Genomic DNA, 21950 nt, shown 5'->3' on the forward strand with positions numbered 1-21950 from the left:
AGTTAGTCCTTTTCCTGCTGCGCAGGCTTCAGCGTACGCAGTGCCCAAATAAGCAGGCCGATAATGAAGAACGCACTCGGCGCCAGCAGGAACATCCCGTTTGGCTGGTACCAGCCACCGTTTTGAACCGTTTCAAGCACCGTGATACCAAACAGTTTGCCGCTACCTATCAGCTCACGTAGAAAACCAACCAGCAGCAGTATCACGCCATAACCCAGGCCGTTTCCGATACCATCCATGAAGCTTGCCAGCGGTGGCGACTTCATGGCGTAGGCTTCGGCACGCCCCATCACAATGCAGTTGGTGATGATCAGGCCGACGAATACAGATAACTGCTTGGAAATTTCGTAAGCATAAGCACGCAGAATCTGATCTACGACGATAACTAACGAAGCAATGATCGCCATCTGTACGATGATTCGCACACTGTTTGGGATCAGGTTACGGATCATCGAGATGAACATGCTGGAGAACGCTGTCACCACCGTTACCGCAATGGTCATTACGAATGCTGTTTCCAGCTTCGTTGTTACAGCCAGCGCCGAACAGACACCGAGTATTTGCAAGGCAATCGGGTTGTTATCCACAAGAGGACTAACCAGTACCCGTTTGACCTCTTTCATGTCTGAAATATCAGCCATTGTTGAGCGCTCCTTCACGTACTTGTTTCAGGAAGGGACCAAAACCGAGTTCACCCATCCAGAAATCAAAAGTGTGTTGTACACCGTTTGCTGTGAGCGTGGCACCGGATAAACCATCTACCCCGTACTCATCCCCCTGACGCGCACCGCCTTTCACAACACGAATTGCAGGCTTGCCATTATCATCAAGCAGTTTCTTACCAATCCACTGCGCACGCCAGTTCGGGTTTTCAACCTCACCGCCCAGGCCCGGGGTTTCACCCTGGTCGTAGTAAGTGATTCCTTTTACCGTACGGCCATCGGTTTGCAGAGAAACAAAGGCATACATCATCGACCACAGACCTTTGCCATACACCGGCAAGACAACTTCCTGGATTTTGTTTTGCTCATCTCGAACCAGGTAAATCTCAACAATATTGCTGCGATTTTTTATCCCGGCACGATCGTCTTCAGGCGCAAGTGTCGTGCTCAGGTTAGGGTCACGCAGTGCTGCTGCCTGGTCGAATTTTGACGAGTCTTTATCCAGCAACTCGCCACTTTTCAAATCCAGCAAACGCGGTGTAATACGCGATTCAAATACTGCTTTGACATCTTCACCTGTCATTTTTGGTGTTGCTAAGCCCGCAACATCAAGAATGTTACGTTGCTTATCGAGGGCTTTTTGCTCCTGCTGGCGAGCTTTCAGCCCAACAGCAGAACCCGCTACCACAACGGAGCACACCAGGCAAAGCACCAGCACCACCAGCAGTGTTCTGCCAATGCTATCGTTACTTTTTACTTCAGCCACGCGACTTCCTCCGCTTGATATTGGCTTGCACCACCAAGTAATCGAACAACGGTGCAAAGAGGTTGGCGAACAGAATCGCCAGCATCATTCCTTCTGGATAGGCCGGGTTTACAACTCGAATTAATACACACATCACGCCGATGAGTGCCCCATACCACCATTTACCTTTGTTGGTAAACGAGGCCGAAACTGGGTCGGTCGCCATAAACATCATGCCAAAAGCAAAACCACCTAGTACCAGATGCCAATACCACGGCATGGCGAAAAGTGGGTTGGTTGCAGAACCGATGAAATTAAACAGCGTTGCTGTGGCAATCATACCGAGCATAACACCCGCCACGATGCGCCATGAGGCGACACGACCAAACAGGATAATCGCCCCACCGATAAGGATCATCAGCGTTGAGACTTCACCAATCGAACCTGGAATGTTGCCAAGGAAGGCATCCATCCATGTCACAGGTTGGCCCGAAACAACATTGACTAATGCTTCACCGCCGCCATGGGACCACTGGGAAAGCGGCGTTGCGCCAGAGAAACCGTCAGCCGCGGTCCACACCAAATCACCAGAAATTTGCGCAGGATAAGCAAAGAACAGGAATGCACGGCCAGCCAGCGCGGGGTTGAGGAAGTTACGGCCTGTTCCACCGAAAATCTCTTTAGCGATAACCACACCGAAACTGATACCGAGCGCGGCTTGCCACAAAGGCATAGTGGGTGGCACCACCAGCGCAAACAGAATTGAAGTAACAAAGAAGCCTTCGTTAATTTCATGTTTGCGGATGATAGAGAACAGAACTTCCCAGAAACCACCTACCAAAAATACGGTGATGTAGATTGGCAGGAAGAAAACTGCCCCAAGCGTCATCATGCTGAGCCAACCAGCATCAGGCGTAAAGTTCACCCCCAGCCACTGCGCGATAACATAATGCCAGTCAGATGAAATCACCTGCTGGAGTTGTTCAGCACCGTACATTTTGTTCAGGGCTGGGATGGTTTGCAGCCCGACGTTGTACATGCCCCAGAACATCGCCGGGAACACCGCGAACCACACCAGGATCATCATGCGTTTCAGGTCGATAGCATCACGAACGTGGGAGGCGCCTGGCGTAACGATACCTGGCGTATAGAACAGTGTCGCCGTCGCTTCAAAGAGCGGGTAGTACTTCTCTAGCTTTCCGCCTTCCGTAAAATGCGGTTCTAGCTTTTCAAATAAATGCTTCAAGCCCATGACTTATCCTTCCTGCTCGATGCGGGTTAATACCTCGCGTAGCACCGGGCCATACTCATATTTCCCCGGGCAAACGTAGGTACAAAGCGCCAAATCTTCTTCATCCAGCTCCAGACACCCCAGCAATTGAGCGCTGTCAGTATCTCCTGCCAGTAAGTCGCGCAATAACATCGTGGCCAGAATATCCAGCGGCATGACACGTTCATAGTTGCCAATTGGCACCATTGCGCGTTCGCCACCATTGGTATCGGTTGAGAAGTTAAATAGTTTGCGCTTCAGGAAGTGGCCAACTGTGGTGCGTGTAATCGAATATTTATCGGCTCCCGGCATTACCCAGCCAAACAGTTCTTTTTCACGCCCTTCTTTCAGAACCGTGACCTGCAGGTGGAAACGACCAAGCCAGGCTCGAGGGCCTACTGCCATGGTTCCACTTAAAACAGAACCGGATACGATGCGGTTTTCGCCTTCTTCCAGCTCACCGGCTGTGAGCACTTCCAGAGAGGCTCCCAGGCGAGTGCGAATCAGGCGTGGTTTTTTAACCTGTGGGCCGGCTAACGCAATAACGCGTTCAGTCCACAATTCACCTTCAATAAATAATTTGCCGATGGCAATCACATCCTGGTAGTTAAGATGCCATACCGTTTTTTGCAGGCTAACAGGTTCCAGGAAGTGAATGTGTGTGCCCACTAACCCGGCAGGGTGAGGACCGGCAAATTCATTAAACGTCACTTGTCCGGAAGCATGGCCGCCCAATTTACCGCCACCTGCCTGGCATACATGGACTTTTCCATCAGTCAGCCGTGACAACAGTGTTAAGCCCGCATCAAACATTTCGCGATGTGCGCGAATAATGGGTTGCGGATCGACTGCCAGCGGGTTGGTATCAATGGCGGTCACAAAAATGGCCGCGGGAATGCTCGCAGGTTGCGGTGCTTTACTGAATGGTCGCGTACGAAGTGCAGTCCATAGGCCAGAAGATAGCAGCTGTGCCTGAACAGTTTCACGCGGCAATTTGCCAAGGTTTTCTGGTGCAAACCGTTCAAAAACGACCTGTTCATCACCCTGAACCTCAATAACCAGAGATTGCAGTACGCGACGTTCACCACGATTAATCGCCTTTACCGTTCCACTCGCAGGAGCGGTAAAGAGCACGCCAGGGTTCTTTTTATCTTCGAAGAGAGGCTGGCCTTTCAATACCTTGTCACCTTCCTGCACAAGCATAGAAGGGCGCATGCCGACATACTCTTCACCGAGCAGGGCCACGAAAGGTATCGCAGGGCCGTCATGGATTTGCTGTTCCGGCAAACCGGCAATAGGCAAGTCCAGACCTTTTTTGATTTTTATCATAAGGTTATCACGTTTAAAATTGGCTTAAACATACCGACAAAAAACTGTAGCCGACAACGGATGGGTTGAATTAACGTTCAACCGATGCGACACATAAAGCGGTGAAAACAGGAAACGCATCCATTCACTATTGCGAGAGGGAGGTATAAGTCGCCCCGACAAGCGGGACAACTGACTTATGGATAGTTTCCGTTCATATCCGCAGGTCAACATTCGGCGGGGATTTTAGCATCATTAGAGGCTAGAAGGGGCACAAAACAACACACAGATATGCAGCTATGCGAGCTGTTACGCAAAAAGCGAATCCTTCCCCTTTTCAGAAGTATTGTATAAAGTCCAAATTAATAGCGTTACACCCCCTGCGTTGGGCTTGCGAAAATTCAGAACGATGCTAATGTGAGCGCTCCTGATACAGAGTATTCTGATTTTGGGTCTCTTTTTGCCGTCCTGGCATTTGGTATAAGTTTTTCAAGGAATAAAGCAGTATGCGTAAGATCGCACTCATTATTGCGATACTTCTGATACCGTGCATGTCGTTTGCCAGCTTATTAAGCGGCAACACGTCCAACACGCCTGTCAGTAAAGAATTCAAGCAACAACTCATGGGCTCTCCTGTTTATATTCAAATATTTAAGGAAGAGCGCACGCTAGAGCTATATGTGAAGATGGGCGAGAAGTTCCAATTACTCGACAGCTATAGCATCTGTAATTATTCCGGTGGGCTAGGTCCTAAACAACGTCAGGGTGATTTTAAAAGTCCTGAAGGTTTTTATAACGTGACCCGTAGCCAGCTAAAACCTGATAGCCGCTTCTATAAAGCCATTAATATTGGCTTCCCGAACGAGTTTGATCGCCAGCATGGTTATCAGGGTCAATATCTGATGATCCACGGTGCTTGCGTCTCTATTGGCTGCTATGCCATGACCGACACCAACATTGATGAGATCTTCCAGTTTGTTACCGGGGCTTTAGTCTTTGGTCAACCAAGCGTGCAGGTGAGCATTTATCCGTTCCGCATGACAGATGCCAACATGGAACGCCACAAGTACTCTTATTACATCAACTTCTGGAAACAGCTGAAGCCGGGATATGACTACTTCACGGCGAATCACCAGCCGCCAGGCGTGTCGGTAATTAGCGGTAATTATGTGATAAGCAAACCGGTTGCGCCTACGACACAACCGCAGTTGGCATCAAACTACGCGCTCCCCGAGACAAAATAATTCCGACTCCCCTGGTGCAATCTTGTGCCAGGTTTCGTTACCTGTAAGAGGTTGAGTCGCAATCACAGTGACCACATCATTGAGTGTGGTCTCTTCCTGAAAATCGATTTCCACATCCTGATCCAACAGTTTTGCCACACCAAACGGTGCCCGTCGGGTTATCCAATATAAATTGGTGGAGCAGAACGCCATCACGTAGCGCCCATCCGACAGCAACATATTGAACACGCCCTTCTCACGCAATTGCACCGCAAGCTCTGTAATATAGCGAAACACCGCTTGCATATTGCCTGGCGTGCGTGGATAACGCTGCGTCAGCTTATGTAGCAGCCAGCAAAATGCTTGCTCGCTATCGGTTTCGCCAATCGGTCGGAACGGGCCGGTATCGAGTGAACGATGCCCTTTGAGCTGGCCATTGTGCGCATAAGTCCAGTTACGACCCCATAACTCGCGTGTAAAAGGGTGGGTATTTTCAAGCGCCACTTTGCCGCGGTTAGCCTGACGAATATGCGCGACCACTGAACAAGATTTGATAGGGTAATCCTGCACAAGCTTTGCGATAGGTGAGTTAAAACTCGGTTGCGGATCTTTGAACGTACGACATCCCTTACCTTCATAGAAAGTAATGCCCCAGCCGTCTTTATGCGGCCCCGTTCCTCCGCCACGCTGCACCAATCCGGTAAAGCTAAAGCAAATATCCGTAGGTACATTGGCGCTCATCCCGAGCAGTTCGCACATTTTAACCTCCCACCACTAAACTACCCTCACCCAGTCCCCCTCCCTGAGGGAGAGGGAACAGAGCTACTTAAGCTTTAACCATCTCTTTTTCAATCAACTGAATCAGGATATGAATCACTTTGATGTGTATTTCCTGAATGCGGTCAGCGTAGCCAAAGTGTGGAACACGAATTTCGACATCCGCTGTTCCATCCATTTTTCCGCCGTCTTTACCGGTCAGGGTAATGACTTTCATGCCTTTCGCACGTGCAGCTTCAATGGCTTTAATCACGTTACCGGAATTACCCGAAGTGGAGATCCCCAGTAGCACATCGCCTTCACGTCCTACCGCTTCAATGTAGCGAGAGAAGATGTACTCGTAGCCAAAATCGTTGCTCACACAAGAGATGTGGCTGACATCAGAAATCGCGATTGCCGGGTAGCCTGGGCGATTTTCACGGTAGCGACCTGTCAACTCTTCAGCAAAGTGCATGGCATCACAATGTGAGCCACCATTGCCGCATGACAGCACTTTGCCACCTGCTTTAAAGCTATCAGCTAGCAATACTGCCGCGCGCTGAATAGCATGAATGTTAGCGTCATCTTTCAGGAAGTTAGCCAGCGTTTCAGCCGCTTCATTCAATTCATTACGAATAAGATCCTGGTACATGAGGATGTCCTTCAGTATTTTTCGATTGATTAACCCCAGCAGTTTACCGGATAGCGCGAGAAGCGCCATATCCTCCTGCTTTTGCTGTTCCGTGCGGTAACAATGTGAGCTGAGTTGTAATTATTTTGTGAATATATTGCTAAAAAAACCACATGAACTAAAACCAATACATCCAAGTGGTCAGACCTCCTACAAGCAAGGGAGTTTCCTTTATGTTGATTTTGAGTATTGTCGCAACCGTCGTTCTCCTCGGTGTGCTTTTCTATCACCAGGTCAATTTGTTGCTCAGTAGCGTAATTCTACTGGCGTGGACAGCCGCGCTTGGCTTTGCTGGTATCTGGTCTATCTGGGTACTGGTTCCACTCGCGATAATTCTGGTACCGTTAGTCTTAACCCCAATGCGTAAATCTCTGATTTCCGCTCCGGTTTTCCGTAGCTTCCGCAAAGTTATGCCGCCGATGTCGCGTACTGAGAAAGAAGCTATCGATGCCGGTACAACCTGGTGGGAAGGCGATCTGTTCCGTGGCAAGCCGGATTGGGAAAAGCTGCACAACTATCCGCAGCCTAAACTGACTGAAGAAGAACAAGCCTTTATCGACGGCCCGGTTGAGGAAGCGTGTCGCCTGGCAAATGACTTCCAAATCACACACGAAATGGCAGATTTACCGCCAGAGCTGTGGGCTTATTTAAAAGAACATCGTTTCTTCGCGATGATCATCAAGAAAGAGTACGGCGGTCTTGAGTTTTCGGCTTACGCACAATCTCGCGTACTGCAAAAACTGTCTGGGGTTTCCGGGATACTAGCGATTACCGTCGGCGTGCCTAACTCATTAGGCCCAGGCGAATTGCTGCAACATTACGGTACTGACGAGCAGAAAGATCACTACCTGCCACGCCTGGCTCGTGGGCAAGAGATCCCATGCTTTGCGCTGACCAGCCCGGAAGCTGGCTCAGATGCAGGTGCGATTCCTGATACCGGCGTTGTCTGCATGGGCGAATGGCAAGGTCAGCAAGTTCTCGGTATGCGTCTGACCTGGAACAAGCGCTACATTACGCTCGCACCAATTGCTACCGTTTTAGGCCTGGCATTTAAACTGTCTGACCCGGATCACTTGCTGGGCGAAGAAGAAGATCTCGGTATTACCTGTGCGCTAATCCCAACTCACACGCCGGGTGTGGAAATTGGTAAACGCCACTTCCCACTTAACGTGCCATTCCAGAACGGCCCGACTCGCGGTAAAGATATTTTCGTCCCGATTGATTACATCATCGGTGGCCCGAAAATGGCCGGCCAGGGCTGGCGGATGCTGGTGGAATGTCTGTCTGTTGGCCGTGGCATTACTCTGCCATCCAACTCCACAGGCGGTTTAAAATCTGTGGCGATGGCAACGGGTGCTTATGCCCATATCCGTCGTCAGTTCAGAATCTCTATCGGTAAAATGGAAGGCATTGAAGAACCACTGGCACGTATCGCGGGTAACGCATATGTGATGGATGCTGCCGCTTCACTGGTGACCTACGGCATTATGCTTGGAGAGAAGCCTGCTGTTCTGTCAGCTATTGTGAAGTACCACTGCACCCACCGTGGCCAGCGCGCCATTCTTGATGCAATGGATATTCTCGGCGGTAAAGGCATTATGCTGGGCAATTCCAACTTTGTGGCACGTGCCTATCAGGGTGCACCTATCGCGATTACCGTGGAAGGCGCAAACATCCTGACGCGTAGCATGATTATATTCGGCCAGGGTGCGATTCGTTGCCATCCGTATGTGCTTGAAGAGATGACTGCCGCGCAAAACAATGATGTTAACGCGTTCGATAAGCTGCTGTTTAAGCATATCGGCCACGTGGGTAGCAACAAAATGCGTAGCCTGTGGCTCGGTCTGACCAACGGCCTGACCAGCGCCACCCCGACCAAAGATTCCACCAAACGTTACTACCAGTATATGAACCGACTGAGCGCCAACCTGGCGTTGCTGTCAGACGTGTCCATGGCGGTATTGGGCGGCAGCCTTAAGCGTCGCGAGCGTATTTCTGCTCGTCTGGGTGATATTCTGAGCCAGTTGTACCTCGCTTCATCGGTGCTGAAACGCTATGACGACGAAGGTCGTAACGAAGCTGACCTGCCACTGGTTCACTGGGGCGTTCAGGATGCGTTGTATCAGGCAGAACAAGCGATTGACGATCTGCTGCGTAACTTCCCGAATGCGTATGTGGCTGGCATGTTGCGTGTCGTTATCTTCCCGCTGGGTCGTCGTTACGATGCACCATCTGACAAGCTGGATCATAAACTGGCGAAGATCATGCAGATCCCATCGGCAACCCGCTCGCGCATTGGTCGTGGCCAGTATCTGACGCCAAGCGAGTTCAACCCGGCAGGTCTGCTGGAAGAAGCACTGATGGACGTCATGGCTGCAGAGCCAATCCACCTGCGCATCTGCAAAGAAACCGGGCGGAACCTGTCATTTACTCGCCTTGATGAACAAGCGAAACAGTGGCTGGCTGAAGGGAAGATCAACGCAGAAGAAGCGTCGATCCTCACTAAAGCTGAAGCAAGCCGCCTGCGCAGTATTAACGTCGATGAGTTTGAGCCAGAGGAGCTGGCGACCATGCCGGTTAAGGTGCCGGAAAAGCATCGTAAAATTGAAGCGGCATAAGCCCTCCACCTCTCTATACTAAACCCGCTTCGGCGGGTTTTTTATTCTTAACTCATGCTAAAGTGAATGAAACACTGCTTATCATGAGGCTTCCGATTGTGTCTGGTTTGAAAATTACCGTTCTGCAACAACCGCTGGTCTGGATGGATGGCGGGGCAAACTTGCGCCATTTCGATGTGCAGTTAGATACTATTCATGGTCGCGATCTGATTGTCTTGCCGGAAATGTTCACTACCGGTTTCGCGATGGAAGCAGCCATTCAGTCGCTTGCTGAAGAGGAAGTGATTGACTGGATGCAGTTCAAAGCCCAGCAAACTCAGGCCATGATAGCCGGCAGTGCCGCGCTGCAAACCGATCGCGGGCCGGTGAACCGTTTCTTATTGGTACAGCCTGACGGCAAAGTCCATTTCTACGATAAACGCCATCTATTCCGCATGGCTGATGAGCACCACCATTACCAGGCGGGTAACGAGCGGGTCATCGTCGAGTGGCGTGGATGGCGCATTCTGCCGCAGGTTTGTTACGACTTGCGCTTCCCGGTGTTTTCTCGCAATCGCAATGATTATGACCTGGCGTTATACGTTGCTAACTGGCCTGCCCCGCGCTCCCTGCACTGGCAAAGTTTGCTTGTGGCCCGCGCCATTGAAAACCAGGCCTATGTCGCGGGTTGCAACCGCGTGGGCACCGACGGAAACGGCCATCATTACCGTGGTGACAGCAAGATCATTAACCCGCAGGGTGAAATTCTGGCGAATGGCGAAGCCCATCAAGCGATGCGCCTCGATGCCGATTTATCGTTGATTGCACTGCAAGAATACCGCGAGAAGTTCCCCGCATGGCAGGATGCCGATCCGTTTAGTCTTTAACTCCCTCGGTACGTCGACCACGACCACGGGGAAATCAAAAACGGCAGGTGATAATGCCCGCCGTTTTGCGGTATCACGAAGTCAATTTGCGCGGTAGGGTAAAGAGTTTCCCGCTGTGTCACGGCAAAGTACAAACCAATTTCCGCCGTCAGCCGATACTGCCCGCAAGCCAAATCCTCGCAGAACGCTTTTAGACGCCCATCCGCATCTGTAGCGCCCTGGGCTAACGCCTCCCAGCGGCCATCAATCAGCTGCTCAAGGCGAATCACCACCTCAGCCGCCGGTTTCCCTAACGCGGTATCCAGAACATGAGTACTTAACTGGCTCATTGGGCAAAGACTCCTTCGAGACGTAGTAACGTGATTTGGCGTAATTGCTCCAGCGCTTCAACTTCTTCCTGCGCGGGGGAATTGTTCAGGCGGCGTTGGAGTTCAGCGAGAATATCTTCACCGCAGCGCCCTTTCGCACGAATAAGAAACACGCGCCCAAACCGCTCTTCATATTGAGCATTACCCTGCGCCAGCGCGAGCGTTAACGCGCTGTTTTGGGTGTCTACAGCCGATTGCTCACCTTTAGATAAAGCCGCTTCTTTGCCGCTGCCCTGTGCTTTTTCACCAATCCGTGGATGTGCACAAAGTGCCTGTTCCAGTTCAGCACTTCCCCATTCATGAGTGAGCTGTGAAGCATAATGCTGCAATACCTCGACGGTCGAATACGGACGAGCGGCAACGACATTTTCAGCCCATGCGGGTATCGCAACACAAGGGGCAACAAGGCTCAGAGCTTCCTGCACAGGCGCATCGTTAAATTCAGCTAAAACACTTTTCGACGCCAGCGCAACGACAGCCTGCGCATAGGCCTGCACGGCCTGCATAACATCGGCCTCAAGAACCAACTCCGCCGGATGGTGGCTAATGCCACGGTCGCAACGCACAAACAGCATGCCTACCGGCCACTGTTCGGCAATGGCAATTGCATCATGCCCCGCGCCACTTGGCAGTGACAAACTCAACCCCTGCACCGCAGTAATGGCGGATGTTAACTGGTGCTGCAAACGGGCGTCACAAGGTGTGGCAGGAATCGAATAATAGGTTTCAGCACTGAAGGTCATGCCACGCTCGGCTGAAATCTCATGCGCCTTGCTTAATAAGTTTTCCAGCAATGCTTCAAGACTTGAATCCACGGGGCTGCGAATATCCAGCGTGAGCTGAATTTCACCAGGAATGACATTCGCGGCACCCGGTAAACAGTGCAAGGTTCCCACGGTCGCCACGATATCCGGGGAATAAGCGCGGGTTGCGCCTTCGACATACACCATCCAGGCGGCAGCGGCGGCGAGTGCATCCTTACGAATGTTCATTGGCACCGTCCCCGCATGCCCCGCCTCACCCACAAAGCAGCATTTCAAACGGCGCGCGCCGTTGATGGCTGTCACCACACCCAGAGCAAGATCCTGCTGCTCCAGCACCGGACCTTGTTCAATGTGCAGCTCAAGATAAGCACTGAAATCTTCCGGGTTGCGCCTGGCCGCATGAATACGCGCAGGGTCAAAGCCCGCATTCGCCAGGGCCTGAGCAACGCTAATTCCCGCAGCATCAACACATGCCAGCCAGTTGTCAGGCCAGGTTCCGGTTAGCCCCCGACTGCCTAATAATGTGATACCAAAGCGAGTGCCTTCTTCGTCACCAAAACCGACAATTTCAATCGCTTGCTCTAATTGAAGCTGGTGTTCATGGAGAAAGGCGACAACTTCCAGTGCGGTTAATACGCCTAACATGCCATCGTAACGCCCGGCATTGCGCACCGTATCCAGATGTGACCCCAGCAAAATGGCCGGAGCGCCTTCCCTTTTCCCTTCATAGCGCCCGCAGATATTGCCCACCGCATCCTGCCAGGTGGTCATGCCAATTTGTTCCATCCAGCGCGCCACCAAATGGTTAGCACGCAGATGCTCATGCGAAAGATAGACCCGGGTAAGTTGGTCTGGCGTTTCGCTAATTTGCGCCAGTTCATCCGCTCGCTGCATCACGCGCTTAGCGGCAATGCTGGCCTCGGCGGCATTCATCACAAGTTTTACCATCAGCTTTTTCCTTGTGAATAAACATCCCATGCTGCCTGCATTGCTGCACCTTGCGTCGTTTTGAAACCCAGGCGGTTCAATACAGCTTCAAGTGCTGTCAGCGTTTGCAGCACGCAATCTTTACGCGCGTTGTAGCCCATGGTGCCGATGCGCCAGATTTTGCCTTGTAGCGGGCCAAATGAGGTGCCGATTTCGATATGGAAATCTTCCAGCAGCATTTTGCGCACTTCTTCACCGTGGACAACGGACGGGATCACCACGCCGAGTACATTATTCATTTTGTGTTGCAGGTTGCCGAACGTTTCCAGCCCCATGCCCTGAATCCCCGCCACTAGCGCACGGCCATGCAATTCGTGGCGAGCGATCCCTACATCCAGCCCTTCTTCCAGCATAATGCGTGCGCACTCACGGGCGGCAAATAGCATGCTGGTGGCTTCGGTATGGTGGTTAAGGCGCTCTGGCCCCCAATAATCCATCACCATGCCGAGATCGAAATAATTCGAGTAGATCATTTCGTCGTCGCCATCCTGGTGCGCGGAAGTTCGGATCCCCTCCTCCACACATTTACGGCGGCGAATGACTTCTTCCATTTGCGCGCTGAGGGTTATCGGTGAGCTGCCAGACGGGCCGCCGAGGCATTTTTGCAGGCCTGCGGAAACAGCATCCAGCCCCCACGCATCCGTTTCCAACGCGTTGCCACCAAACGAGGCGGTCGCATCGGTATAAAACAGCACGCCATGGCGGCGACAAATGTCACCTAACTCAGCCAGTGGTTGCAGCATCGTGGTTGAAGTGTCGCCCTGAACGGTTAACAGCAAACGCGGTTTCACCGTTTTAATGGCATCTTCGATTTGGTCGGGCGTGAAAACCTCGCCCCACGGAACTTCAATGGTATGAACTTCAGCACGGCAACGACGTGCTATTTCACATAATAGGTGGCCGAAACGCCCAAACACCGGCACCAGAACTTTGTCACCCGGGCGAATGGCAGATAACAAAATAGCCTCAATGCCAGAACGGGAAGTCCCGTCGACCAGCATCGTCCAGCGGTTTTGCGTACGGAAAAGCTCACGATACAGCACCATCACTTCATTCATATAGCCAGTCATTACCGGGTCATACTGCCCAATCAACTGGCTCGCCATTGCCCGCAATACCCGTGGATCCGCGTTAATTGGCCCAGGACCCATCAATAAACGGTGTGGCGGATTAATTTGCGTGAAGTGCTGAATATCGAACATGGCATTTCCTTTTATTCATTCATGAAACAAAAGATTCTTTAATAAACATGTTGCAACTAATGTGCCACTCATTTACCCCAATGGCAAAGCAAGGGATATGAATAATCTTCGGCTTCATTCTTCATTGGCAATCAGATAACACTGGCGCGGCCACAGCCCGGCAATGAACCACAATGGTTCCCACGACCTGTGCAGCCGCACCATTTCAGTGCGCTAGCGCTGTTCCAGCTCATCAAATTCGGCGTACAACTCCGCAATATGATGGATACGCTGGCGACCGGTACTTAATGCTTCGTGCAGTACCGCGTTAGATAACAGATTGACCAGGCTCATTGCGCTGCTGTAGCTGTCGAAGGCAGAAACGCTGTCGAGTGGCGCGGCAAAATGCCAGCGGCAATACGGTGTCAGGCCAGAACCTTGCGCTTCACTCATCACCAGCAGCGGCACCTGGCGCTTATGCAGATTTGCCAGCAAAGGTTTGATGATGCGCGGCCGCCTGCGAAAAGCGATGGCGATAACACAATCGTGCTCGCTAATGTCCACCACCTCTTCAGCCAGCGTCTGGCCGGGCTGCGGCAGTAACCAGACATCGCTACGAATCTGTAACAGCTGTTGGCGCAAGTGCATCGCAACGGGCCATGAGTTTCTTAACCCGATGATAAAGACTCGTTTTGATGTATTAAGCGCCGTGACAACCTCGGCAAATTGTTGCGTATCAAGCAGACTTATCCATTGCGTTAGATTGGCCATTTCCTGCTTGTAATGCCGCGCCAGTAGCGTGTTACCTTGTACCGCATCACGGTTTTCCGTCAGCGGCATTCCGCTCTGGCGTAGCGTGCGCAGCTCTTCACGCATATCTTTATAACGATCATAACCAAGGCGCTTAAACAGGCGGCTTACCGTGGCTTTTGATACACCCGAAAGGCGGGCAAGTTCTGCACTGTTGTAGCTAATCAGGTCATCAAAATGATCGACAATAAACGCAGCAACACGCTGTTCCTGAGGAGAAAGCTGCTCGTATGTCGCTCTTAGGCGTTCATCTAGTTGTTTCATCATGACCTCTGTAACTTTTGTTTCACTCGAGCCTGGCACAGTGAAACTAATCGAGTCAACCTGGAACATCTCTTGCTTAGCTCTCTACCCAGGCTTCCATTCTGAGAGATAAAACGATGATGCAAAGCAATATGGCACCTTCAGGCATGGCGGTCACTCCGCACCATTTAGCCAGTGAAACTGCATTATCCGTGTTGCGCCATGGTGGTGATGCCATCGAGGCGATGGTGGCAGCGGCGGCAACGATCGCCGTGGTTTATCCCCACATGAATGGCATTGGCGGTGATGGTTTCTGGTTGATTGTACCGCCAGAAGGCGAACCGATTGCGATTGATGCCAGTGGTGCTGCGGGCTCGCTCGCCTGTCTGGAGTTCTACGCAGGTGAAAGCGCTATCCCGCATCGTGGACCTAAATCCGCGTTAACGGTGCCTGGAACCCTCAGCGGTTGGGATGAGGCGTTAAAAATCGCAGCACAGCTTGGCGGCGGGCAACTGCCGCTCTCACGTTTACTGGCCGATGCGATTCGCTACGCGGCAGACGGTATTCCGGTCACGCAATCTCAGGCGCTGGCGACGCACAGTAAATATGATGAACTGGTCAATATTGCCGGGTTTGCCGAGACCTTTTTAGAACGCGGTGAAATTCCCCGAGCGGGTAGCCGCTTCACCCAACCACGTCTTGCACAAACGCTGACGCGCCTGACCGTGGAAGGGCTTGATAGTTTTTATCGTGGGCCGTTAGCCGCGCTAATCGCCGAAGAGTTAGCGGATTTAGGCATGCCGATAAATTTGCAGGATCTCGCGGCACAGCGTGCTAAACGCCGTATTCCTCTGCATCTTAGCCACCAGCAGGGTGATATTTATAATATGACCCCGCCGACGCAGGGCCTGGTTTCGCTGGCGATTCTGGGGATAACCGACCATTTAGATATGGCGCAGGCCAACGAAACTCAAACCGTTCATCGCATCGTTGAGGCCACCAAAAAAGCATTCGCGCTGCGCGATAAATACATCACCGACCCACGCCATATCACCACATCAATTCAAAGCTTGCTGGAGCATGCACCGCTCACCGCTCTTGCCGCAGAAATTGATGACACCAAAGCGGCCAACTGGGGAACCGGCAAAGGCCCTGGCGACACCGTCTGGATGGGGGTAATTGATAGCACCGGGCTGGCGGTGTCGTTTATTCAAAGTATTTATCACGAGTTTGGCAGCGGCGTGGTGCTGCCTAAAAGCGGTGTACTGTGGCAAAACCGTGGGGCTGCGTTCAGCCTCAAGCCAGATAGCCTGTTAAGCCTGGCACCCGGTAAACAACCGTTCCATACACTGAACCCGGCAGCTGCACGGCTTGCCGATGGCAGAACCATGGTTTACGGCTCAATGGGTGGCGACGGGCAACCGCAAACGCAGGCGGCGATTTTTACGCGCCATGTGATTCAGGGCATGCCGTTACAAGAAGCGGTGTCCGCACCACGCTGGTTGCTGGGCAGAACATGGGGGCAAGCCTCTGACAGCCTGAAATTAGAAGGCCGATTCAGCCCAGAAACTTTCGCCGCACTGCGTGAGCTGGGACATGAAGTCGAAGCGCTGCCAGATTTCAGCGAGGCAGTGGGTCACGCAGGTGCCATTGTGCGCCACACCAACGGCATGCTTGAAGGCGCATACGACCCACGCAGCAATGGCAGCGCCGCAGGATTCTAAGGAGAAAGATATGACATCACAAACCATCAACTGGCCCGCATACATTCAGATAATGGAGCAATTGCTTAACGTCCCGCTGGATGAAGCTCGCCGTAAAGAACTGGAAGTGCAACTGACGCGCATGGCCGGGCTGGCTGAACCGCTGATGGATTTCCCGTTACCACAACGCCTGGAAGTCGCCGGGGTTTACAAACTATGAATCCACTTTCTATTCGCGACATTCAGCAAGGGTTAGCTGGTGGCGAATTTTCAGCTCAGGAACTGGCGCACCTGACGCTGGCCAAAATAGCGCAATCTAATCCTGAAATTAATGCGTTTACCGAAGTCACCTCAGCGCGTTTGTTGCAAGAAGCCGCAGCCATTGACCAAAAGCGCTCACGTGGGGAAACGCTTCCGCCGTTGGCAGGCGTGCCCTATGCCGTAAAAAATCTCTTTGATATTAAAGATGTAACAACGCTTGCAGGTGCCGAGCTTTTTAGTACCCAGCCCGCGGCACACGATGACGCTTTTGCCATCAAACAACTCAGTGCCGCCGGTGCGATGCTTTCAGGTGCACTGAATATGGATGCCTACGCATACGGGTTTACCACCGAAAACAGTCACTACGGGGCAACCCGAAACCCCCATGACCTGACGCGAATTGCAGGCGGTTCATCCGGCGGTTCAGCCGCAGCCGTCGCCGCTGGAATGGTCAACTTTAGCCTCGGCACTGATACCAATGGTTCGATTCGGGTTCCGGCTTCGCTATGTGGAGTCTTTGGTCTGAAACCTACTTTTGGCCGTCTCTCGCGTAGCGGCAGCCAGCCTTTTGTTGCCAGTCTCGATCATATCGGCCCTCTTGCACGCAGCGTGGATGATCTGGCGCGGGTTTATGATGCGCTCCAGGGAGTTGATCCTGCCGATCAGTTCCAGGCAGCCCGCAACATTGAACCGGTCGCCGATAAGCTCAAGCAGACGGTGAGTTTACGCTGTGCGGTGTTGGGGGGATTTTTTGATAGCTGGTGTGATGATGACGCGAAAACGGCGGTCGCAACCGTCGCCCATCGGCTTGAAGCACTGGAATGTATTATCTTGCCAGAAGCGGAACTCGCCCGTTCGGCAGCATTTTTGCTTTCTGCTGCGGAAGGGGGAAACCATTATTTACCTGCTTTGCGCGAACATGCTGAACGCTTCGAACTCAATTCCCGCGAGCGCCTTTTAGCAGGCGCAATGACGCCATCAGCCTGGTACACTCAGGCGCAGCGCTTCCGGACATGGTTCCGCGATAATACCCTGCCGCTCTTTGAAAAGTATGATCTGCTTATCGCCCCGGCAACACCGCGTTGTGCCACACTGATTGGTCAGCAAACCATGCGTATCAACGGCGCTGATCTTCCTGTCAAAGCCAGTATGGGCATGCTGACGCAGCCTATTTCTTTCCTCGGTTTACCGGTAGTTACGGTGCCGTTAATGACTGCAAGCGGGCATCCCATTGGCGTGCAGCTGATTGCGCCGCCATGGCGGGAAGATATCTGCTTGCAAGCCGCCCATCTACTTGAAATACAGGGTATGCTGGTAGGGAAAACTCACCAGGTAAGGTAAATACTATGATGCGTGACAATATCGATCGCCCGGCAATCGTCAATGAGGTGAGTGCCGCATTTTACCGCTACGAACAGGCGTTGATCAGCAACGATGTTGCGGTCTTAGATGAATTGTTTTGGGCCGATCCCCGCACCGTTCGCTTTGGTGCGAGTGAAAACCTCTACGGTATTGATGAGATAAGAGCGTTCAGAAATGCCCGTTCGTCACAAGGGTTAGACCGGCTTTTGCAAAACACCACTATCACCACTTACGGCGATGATATGGCCGTTGCCAGCACTGAATTCACCCGTGAAGGAAGCGACAAAATTGGCCGTCAGATGCAAACCTGGGTCAAATTTCCGTATGGCTGGCGAATTGTCGCAGCACATGTCAGCGTGATGAGCTAAAGACTGTGGGCGGGAAACGAAACGTCACCCGCCGCCACATCATCTATTCACTATCTATTCACTAAATGGATGCGTCTTCGCCCAGTGCTCGGCAATTTCCTGACGACGGCAAATCCACACGTCATCATGCTGCTGCACGTAATCGAGAAAACGCTGCAACGCTCTGAAACGACCCGGCCGCCCAAGTAAACGGCAGTGCATACCGATAGACATCATTTTCGGCGCCGTTTCCCCCTCTTCGTACAACACATCAAAACTGTCTTTCAGATAGGTGTAAAACTGCTCGGCGGTATTGAAACCTTGCGCAGTCGCAAAGCGCATATCGTTAGCATCCAGCGTGTAAGGCACCACCAGATGCGGTTTTATCGAGCCATCGCTACAGGTGACGTTGCTCCAGAATGGCAAGTCATCGCCGTAATAATCGCTGTCATAAAGGAAGCTGCCATTTTCTGCCACCAGCCTGCGCGTGTTCGGACTATCGCGGCCGGTGTACCAACCGAGCGGTTTGCTGCCGAACAAATCTTCAAGGATTTCGATGGCCTGGTGCATATGCTGGCGCTCAGTTGCCTCATCCAGATTTTGATAGTGGATCCAGCGCCAGCCGTGGCTTACCACGTCGTAATCTGCCGCTTTTATCGCGTCAACAATTTCAGGGTTACGCGCCAGCGCCATTGCTACGCCAAATACCGTCATGGTCAGGCCGCGTTTTTGGAACTCATTATGGATGCGCCAGAACCCGGCACGAGAACCGTATTCATAGAGCGAATCCATCGACATATGGCGATCGGGGAAACTTGCAGCACCGATGATATCGGAAAGGAATTGTTCCGAGCCACTGTCACCGTGCAGAACGTGGTTTTCACCGCCCTCTTCAAAATTGAGAACGAACTGCACAGCAACGCGGGCATTATTCGGCCACTGCGCATGGGGTGGCTTACCCGCATAACCTTTCATGTCACGCGGGTAGTTTTCAGTGAAGTGATAGTTTTTAGTTTTCGGTACTTCATTCATGGTTCGGTTCCTTATGAGCCGAGCCAGAATATCAACTCAGCATGTCAAAACAGCCGGATAACGGCTTTTTATTCGGATACGCAAGGTCGCCGTGTTTACTGGTTCCAAGCCCAAGCGCGATGAGGGACTCCACCATTTTCACCGCAGCAGTGACGCCATCAATCACGGGAATGCCGAGTTCAGCGGTCAGTTCCTGGGCTAGATTTGCCATCCCGCCACAACCGAGCACAATCGCTCCGCTGTTATCTTCTTTCATGGCTTGTATACAACGCTCGCGTACCTTCATCTGAGCAAGACCCGTGCCATCTTCCAGGGCCAGCACCGGTAAATCGATCGCATGCAGTGCGGCGCAGTGGTGCTCGAACCCATACTGGCGTAATAAATGACGCGCGATGATTACGGTGCGCGGTAACGTGGTGACGATAGAAAAGCGTGTCGCCACCAGAGTCGCGACGTGCATCGCGGCTTCTGCAATGCCAACCACCGGGCCGCTGGCGAGTTCACGCGCGGCCAGTAAACCGGGATCGCCAAAACACGCGATGACATGGCCACTCACGCCCTGCTCTTTACCCAGTTTGATTTGCTCAAGCACACCGATAGCCGCGACCGCTTCATCAAAATGCCCTTCTATAGATTCCACACCCTGTGTTGGGCAAACCGCGATGATTTCGCTGGAAGGGGCAGCGACACTGCGTGCCGCTTGCGCAATGGTGTGCGTCATCGCCACGTTAGTATTGGGGTTGATAACCTGAATCAAATGTTTCGTCATACTCATTCCTTTTGGTTTACTCCCCGATGGTCAGCACCATTTCCGGGCATAAAAATGTTTTTTTGCACTATCAGTGCACAACTCATACACGATGTAATAGCGCGTAGAGCCTCAATATACGCCGATAGCGCTCTTAAACGCCTCTGTATTCTGCCTGCTTGCTGAAAAATAAAACCTGGCCCGGTTCATGCAACAAAGGTTTCATACAATCCGTCAGCATCTGTTTTTATTAGGGAGCAGATATCATGCCAAGCACTGAACACAACACGACTACGATGACCGATAGTGCCAACTCAGGGTACAGCCCACGCCTGTGTAATGAGGATCTGGCACCCACGCGTAACCAGACATGGTCCTGGTACAATATTTTTTCATTCTGGATGTCCGATGTGCACAGTATGGGCGGCTATGTGGTCGCAGCCAGCTTCTTCACACTGGGGTTGGCAAGCTGGCAGGTTTTACTTTGCTTGCTGGTAGGGATTTGCATTGTGCAACTGTGTGCGAACCTGGTCGCGAAACCGAGCCAAATGGCAGGCGTACCTTATGCGGTGATTTGCCGCCAGGCATTTGGTGTATTTGGTGCCAATATTCCGGCCGTGATTCGCGGGTTAATCGCCTTTGCCTGGTACGGTATCCAGACTTATCTGGCGGCAAATGCTTTGATGCTGGTTATGTTGAAATTCTGGCCGTCGCTTGCACCAATGACTACCGGGCATTTCCTCGGCCTGTCGCATCTCGGTTGGGTTTGCTTTGGCATTATGTGGGTGCTGCAGGCGATGGTGTTCTGGCACGGCATGAATGCTATCAAACGATTTATTGATATCGCAGGGCCGGCGGTATACATCGTGATGATGGCGTTGGCGGGCTGGATTTTGTATCAAACCGGTTTTGATGGAATTTCGTTTACGCTTGCCAGCAAACAACTCTCTTCTGGTGAGCAGGCCTGGCAAATGCTGACCGCAACCGCGCTGGTGGTTTCATACTTCTCCGGTCCATTGCTGAACTTCGGTGACTTCTCGCGCTACGGCAAAAGTATGCAAGAGATCCGTCGTGGTAACCGCTGGGGTCTGCCGTTTAACTTCCTGCTGTTCTCCATCGTGACCGTGGTGATTGTCTCCGGCACACAATCACTGTTTGGCCGCATGATCACCGACCCTATCGAAACGGTCAGCCATGTGGGCAATAGCCTCGCGATGGCAATTGGTTTACTGACCATGATTACCGCCACTATCGGTATTAATATCGTGGCGAACTTCGTATCACCTGCTTTCGACTTCTCAAACTGCTCACCGCAGAAAATCAGCTTCCGTACCGGTGGGATGATTGCAGCCGTGGGTTCTGTTCTGCTGACACCGTGGAACCTGTTCCAGTCACCGGAGCTTATCCACTACACGCTGGATGTGCTGGGGGCGTTCATTGGGCCGCTGTTCGGTATCCTGCTGACTGATTTCTACATCATCAAACGCAGCAAAATTTATGTCGATGACTTGTTCGATGACACGCCAAAAGGCCGCTACTGGTACAAAAGTGGTTTTAACCCAAAAGCGATTCTCGCGCTGCTGCCTTCGGTTGCGGTTGGTTTAATCATCAGCTTTATCCCTTCGTTACACGAAGTGGCGAACTTTAGCTGGTTTATCGGCGCATTCATGAGTGCAGGCTGTTACCGCTGGCTGGCACGGGCAGATAAAGTGAGTGACGCTGTGGGATACAATGGGCAGGTTGTTGTTTCGAAGGAATAAAACGACGAAAGCCTGAATCATTTCTGATTCAGGCTTTCTGATTGTGGCGGAACGGACGGGACTCGAACCCGCGACCCCCTGCGTGACAGGCAGGTATTCTAACCGACTGAACTACCGCTCCGCGTTTGTTCCCCGTCGGGAACGAGGCAGATAATACGTATAGGGCTCATGAGCGTCAACGTTTTTTCTTATTAAACTAATCGTTTGCCGTTAATTTCACCCAAACGGTGTTTTTTAATACATTG

Annotated in this window: 20 protein-coding genes and 1 tRNA gene; 8 read left to right on the top strand and 13 right to left on the bottom strand. The window is 52.1% G+C overall.

Going from position 1 to position 21950, the window contains the following annotated elements; all coding sequences use genetic code 11:
* Positions 1-2: 2 nt before the first annotated feature.
* From AC0IXI_RS19110 to AC0IXI_RS19125, 4 genes are read right to left on the bottom strand one after another with little or no spacing between them, the layout of a single operon-like run.
* Complete coding sequence (locus tag AC0IXI_RS19110; RefSeq protein WP_081908371.1) at positions 3-641, bottom strand: NADH:ubiquinone reductase (Na(+)-transporting) subunit D; 639 nt, start codon at positions 639-641, stop codon at positions 3-5.
* A complete protein-coding gene (locus AC0IXI_RS19115) occupies positions 634-1428 on the bottom strand; it encodes a Na(+)-translocating NADH-quinone reductase subunit C (RefSeq protein ID WP_134184122.1) in 795 nt (264 codons plus the stop codon). Before AC0IXI_RS19115 ends, AC0IXI_RS19110 begins: the two co-directional genes overlap by 8 nt.
* Positions 1421-2659 carry an NADH:ubiquinone reductase (Na(+)-transporting) subunit B gene (locus AC0IXI_RS19120; protein WP_134184124.1) on the bottom strand — a complete coding sequence of 413 codons (1239 nt, stop codon included), beginning with the start codon at positions 2657-2659 and terminating at the stop codon, positions 1421-1423. Before AC0IXI_RS19120 ends, AC0IXI_RS19115 begins: the two co-directional genes overlap by 8 nt.
* 3 nt (positions 2660-2662) lie before the next feature.
* The gene (locus AC0IXI_RS19125) at positions 2663-4006 is read right to left on the bottom strand and encodes a Na(+)-translocating NADH-quinone reductase subunit A (RefSeq protein ID WP_422569802.1); all 1344 of its coding nucleotides are present in this window, start codon (positions 4004-4006) and stop codon (positions 2663-2665) included.
* A 485-nt stretch (positions 4007-4491) separates the two neighbouring features.
* Here AC0IXI_RS19125 and dpaA point away from each other — a divergent pair, with 485 nt between their 5' ends.
* Positions 4492-5229, top strand: a complete 738-nt coding sequence (gene dpaA, locus AC0IXI_RS19130; RefSeq protein WP_413498131.1) for a peptidoglycan meso-diaminopimelic acid protein amidase — start codon at positions 4492-4494, stop codon at positions 5227-5229.
* On the opposite strand, the gene AC0IXI_RS19135 is transcribed toward dpaA, so the two are convergent.
* The gene (locus AC0IXI_RS19135) at positions 5200-5967 is read right to left on the bottom strand and encodes a class II glutamine amidotransferase (protein ID WP_034493585.1); all 768 of its coding nucleotides are present in this window, start codon (positions 5965-5967) and stop codon (positions 5200-5202) included. The two genes, dpaA and AC0IXI_RS19135, sit on opposite strands and share 30 nt — an antisense overlap.
* Before the next feature lie 67 nt (positions 5968-6034).
* Complete coding sequence (lpcA, locus tag AC0IXI_RS19140) at positions 6035-6616, bottom strand: D-sedoheptulose 7-phosphate isomerase (RefSeq protein ID WP_064516752.1); 582 nt, start codon at positions 6614-6616, stop codon at positions 6035-6037.
* Between the two features lie 212 nt (positions 6617-6828).
* Here lpcA and fadE point away from each other — a divergent pair, with 212 nt between their 5' ends.
* Positions 6829-9273: an acyl-CoA dehydrogenase FadE gene (gene fadE / locus AC0IXI_RS19145; protein ID WP_471682948.1), complete on the top strand. Its 2445-nt coding sequence runs from the start codon at positions 6829-6831 to the stop codon at positions 9271-9273.
* Positions 9274-9371: 98 nt separating this feature from the next.
* A complete protein-coding gene (locus tag AC0IXI_RS19150) occupies positions 9372-10139 on the top strand; it encodes an amidohydrolase (RefSeq protein ID WP_064516475.1) in 768 nt (255 codons plus the stop codon).
* Here AC0IXI_RS19150 and uraH read toward each other — a convergent pair.
* The 4 genes from uraH to AC0IXI_RS19170 form a co-directional block, all read right to left on the bottom strand.
* The gene (gene uraH, locus AC0IXI_RS19155) at positions 10136-10468 is read right to left on the bottom strand and encodes a hydroxyisourate hydrolase (protein ID WP_471682949.1); all 333 of its coding nucleotides are present in this window, start codon (positions 10466-10468) and stop codon (positions 10136-10138) included. The two genes, AC0IXI_RS19150 and uraH, sit on opposite strands and share 4 nt — an antisense overlap.
* Positions 10465-12219: an allantoate amidohydrolase gene (gene hpxK / locus AC0IXI_RS19160; RefSeq protein ID WP_471682950.1), complete on the bottom strand. Its 1755-nt coding sequence runs from the start codon at positions 12217-12219 to the stop codon at positions 10465-10467. Before hpxK ends, uraH begins: the two co-directional genes overlap by 4 nt.
* Complete coding sequence (locus AC0IXI_RS19165; RefSeq protein WP_422569806.1) at positions 12219-13460, bottom strand: pyridoxal-phosphate-dependent aminotransferase family protein; 1242 nt, start codon at positions 13458-13460, stop codon at positions 12219-12221. Before AC0IXI_RS19165 ends, hpxK begins: the two co-directional genes overlap by 1 nt.
* A 213-nt stretch (positions 13461-13673) precedes the next feature.
* Positions 13674-14513, bottom strand: coding sequence for a MurR/RpiR family transcriptional regulator (locus AC0IXI_RS19170; RefSeq protein WP_064557636.1), 840 nt, complete (start codon positions 14511-14513; stop codon positions 13674-13676).
* Between the two features lie 116 nt (positions 14514-14629).
* On the opposite strand from AC0IXI_RS19170, the gene AC0IXI_RS19175 reads away from it, so the two are divergent.
* Genes AC0IXI_RS19175 through hpxZ form a run of 4 tightly spaced genes read left to right on the top strand, consistent with a single transcriptional unit; the run spans position 14630 to position 18186 of the window.
* A complete protein-coding gene (locus AC0IXI_RS19175; RefSeq protein ID WP_471682951.1) occupies positions 14630-16216 on the top strand; it encodes a gamma-glutamyltransferase family protein in 1587 nt (528 codons plus the stop codon).
* Positions 16217-16226: 10 nt separating this feature from the next.
* Positions 16227-16415, top strand: coding sequence for an oxalurate catabolism protein HpxX (gene hpxX / locus AC0IXI_RS19180; protein WP_413498143.1), 189 nt, complete (start codon positions 16227-16229; stop codon positions 16413-16415).
* Entirely contained in the window at positions 16412-17797 is a 1386-nt protein-coding gene (locus AC0IXI_RS19185; RefSeq protein ID WP_424221245.1) for an AtzE family amidohydrolase, read from the top strand. The genes hpxX and AC0IXI_RS19185 overlap by 4 nt, the downstream gene beginning before the upstream one ends.
* 5 nt (positions 17798-17802) lie before the next feature.
* Entirely contained in the window at positions 17803-18186 is a 384-nt protein-coding gene (gene hpxZ / locus AC0IXI_RS19190) for an oxalurate catabolism protein HpxZ (protein ID WP_034461580.1), read from the top strand.
* 54 nt (positions 18187-18240) lie between these two features.
* Here the strand turns inward: hpxZ and puuE are convergent, their stop codons facing one another.
* On the bottom strand, positions 18241-19197 hold the full coding sequence (gene puuE, locus AC0IXI_RS19195) for an allantoinase PuuE (protein ID WP_413498145.1): 957 nt from the start codon (positions 19195-19197) through the stop codon (positions 18241-18243).
* Between the two features lie 31 nt (positions 19198-19228).
* Positions 19229-19966 (bottom strand): allantoin racemase, encoded by a 738-nt coding sequence (gene hpxA, locus AC0IXI_RS19200; protein WP_064556887.1) that lies wholly within the window; start codon positions 19964-19966, stop codon positions 19229-19231.
* Between the two features lie 245 nt (positions 19967-20211).
* On the opposite strand from hpxA, the gene AC0IXI_RS19205 reads away from it, so the two are divergent.
* Positions 20212-21705, top strand: coding sequence for an NCS1 family nucleobase:cation symporter-1 (locus AC0IXI_RS19205; protein WP_064556885.1), 1494 nt, complete (start codon positions 20212-20214; stop codon positions 21703-21705).
* Positions 21706-21749: 44 nt separating this feature from the next.
* On the opposite strand, the gene AC0IXI_RS19210 is transcribed toward AC0IXI_RS19205, so the two are convergent.
* A tRNA-Asp gene (locus AC0IXI_RS19210) sits at positions 21750-21826 on the bottom strand.
* Positions 21827-21950 lie beyond the last annotated feature (124 nt).

The sequence above is a fragment of the Buttiauxella sp. AC038 genome, assembly GCF_979253565.1.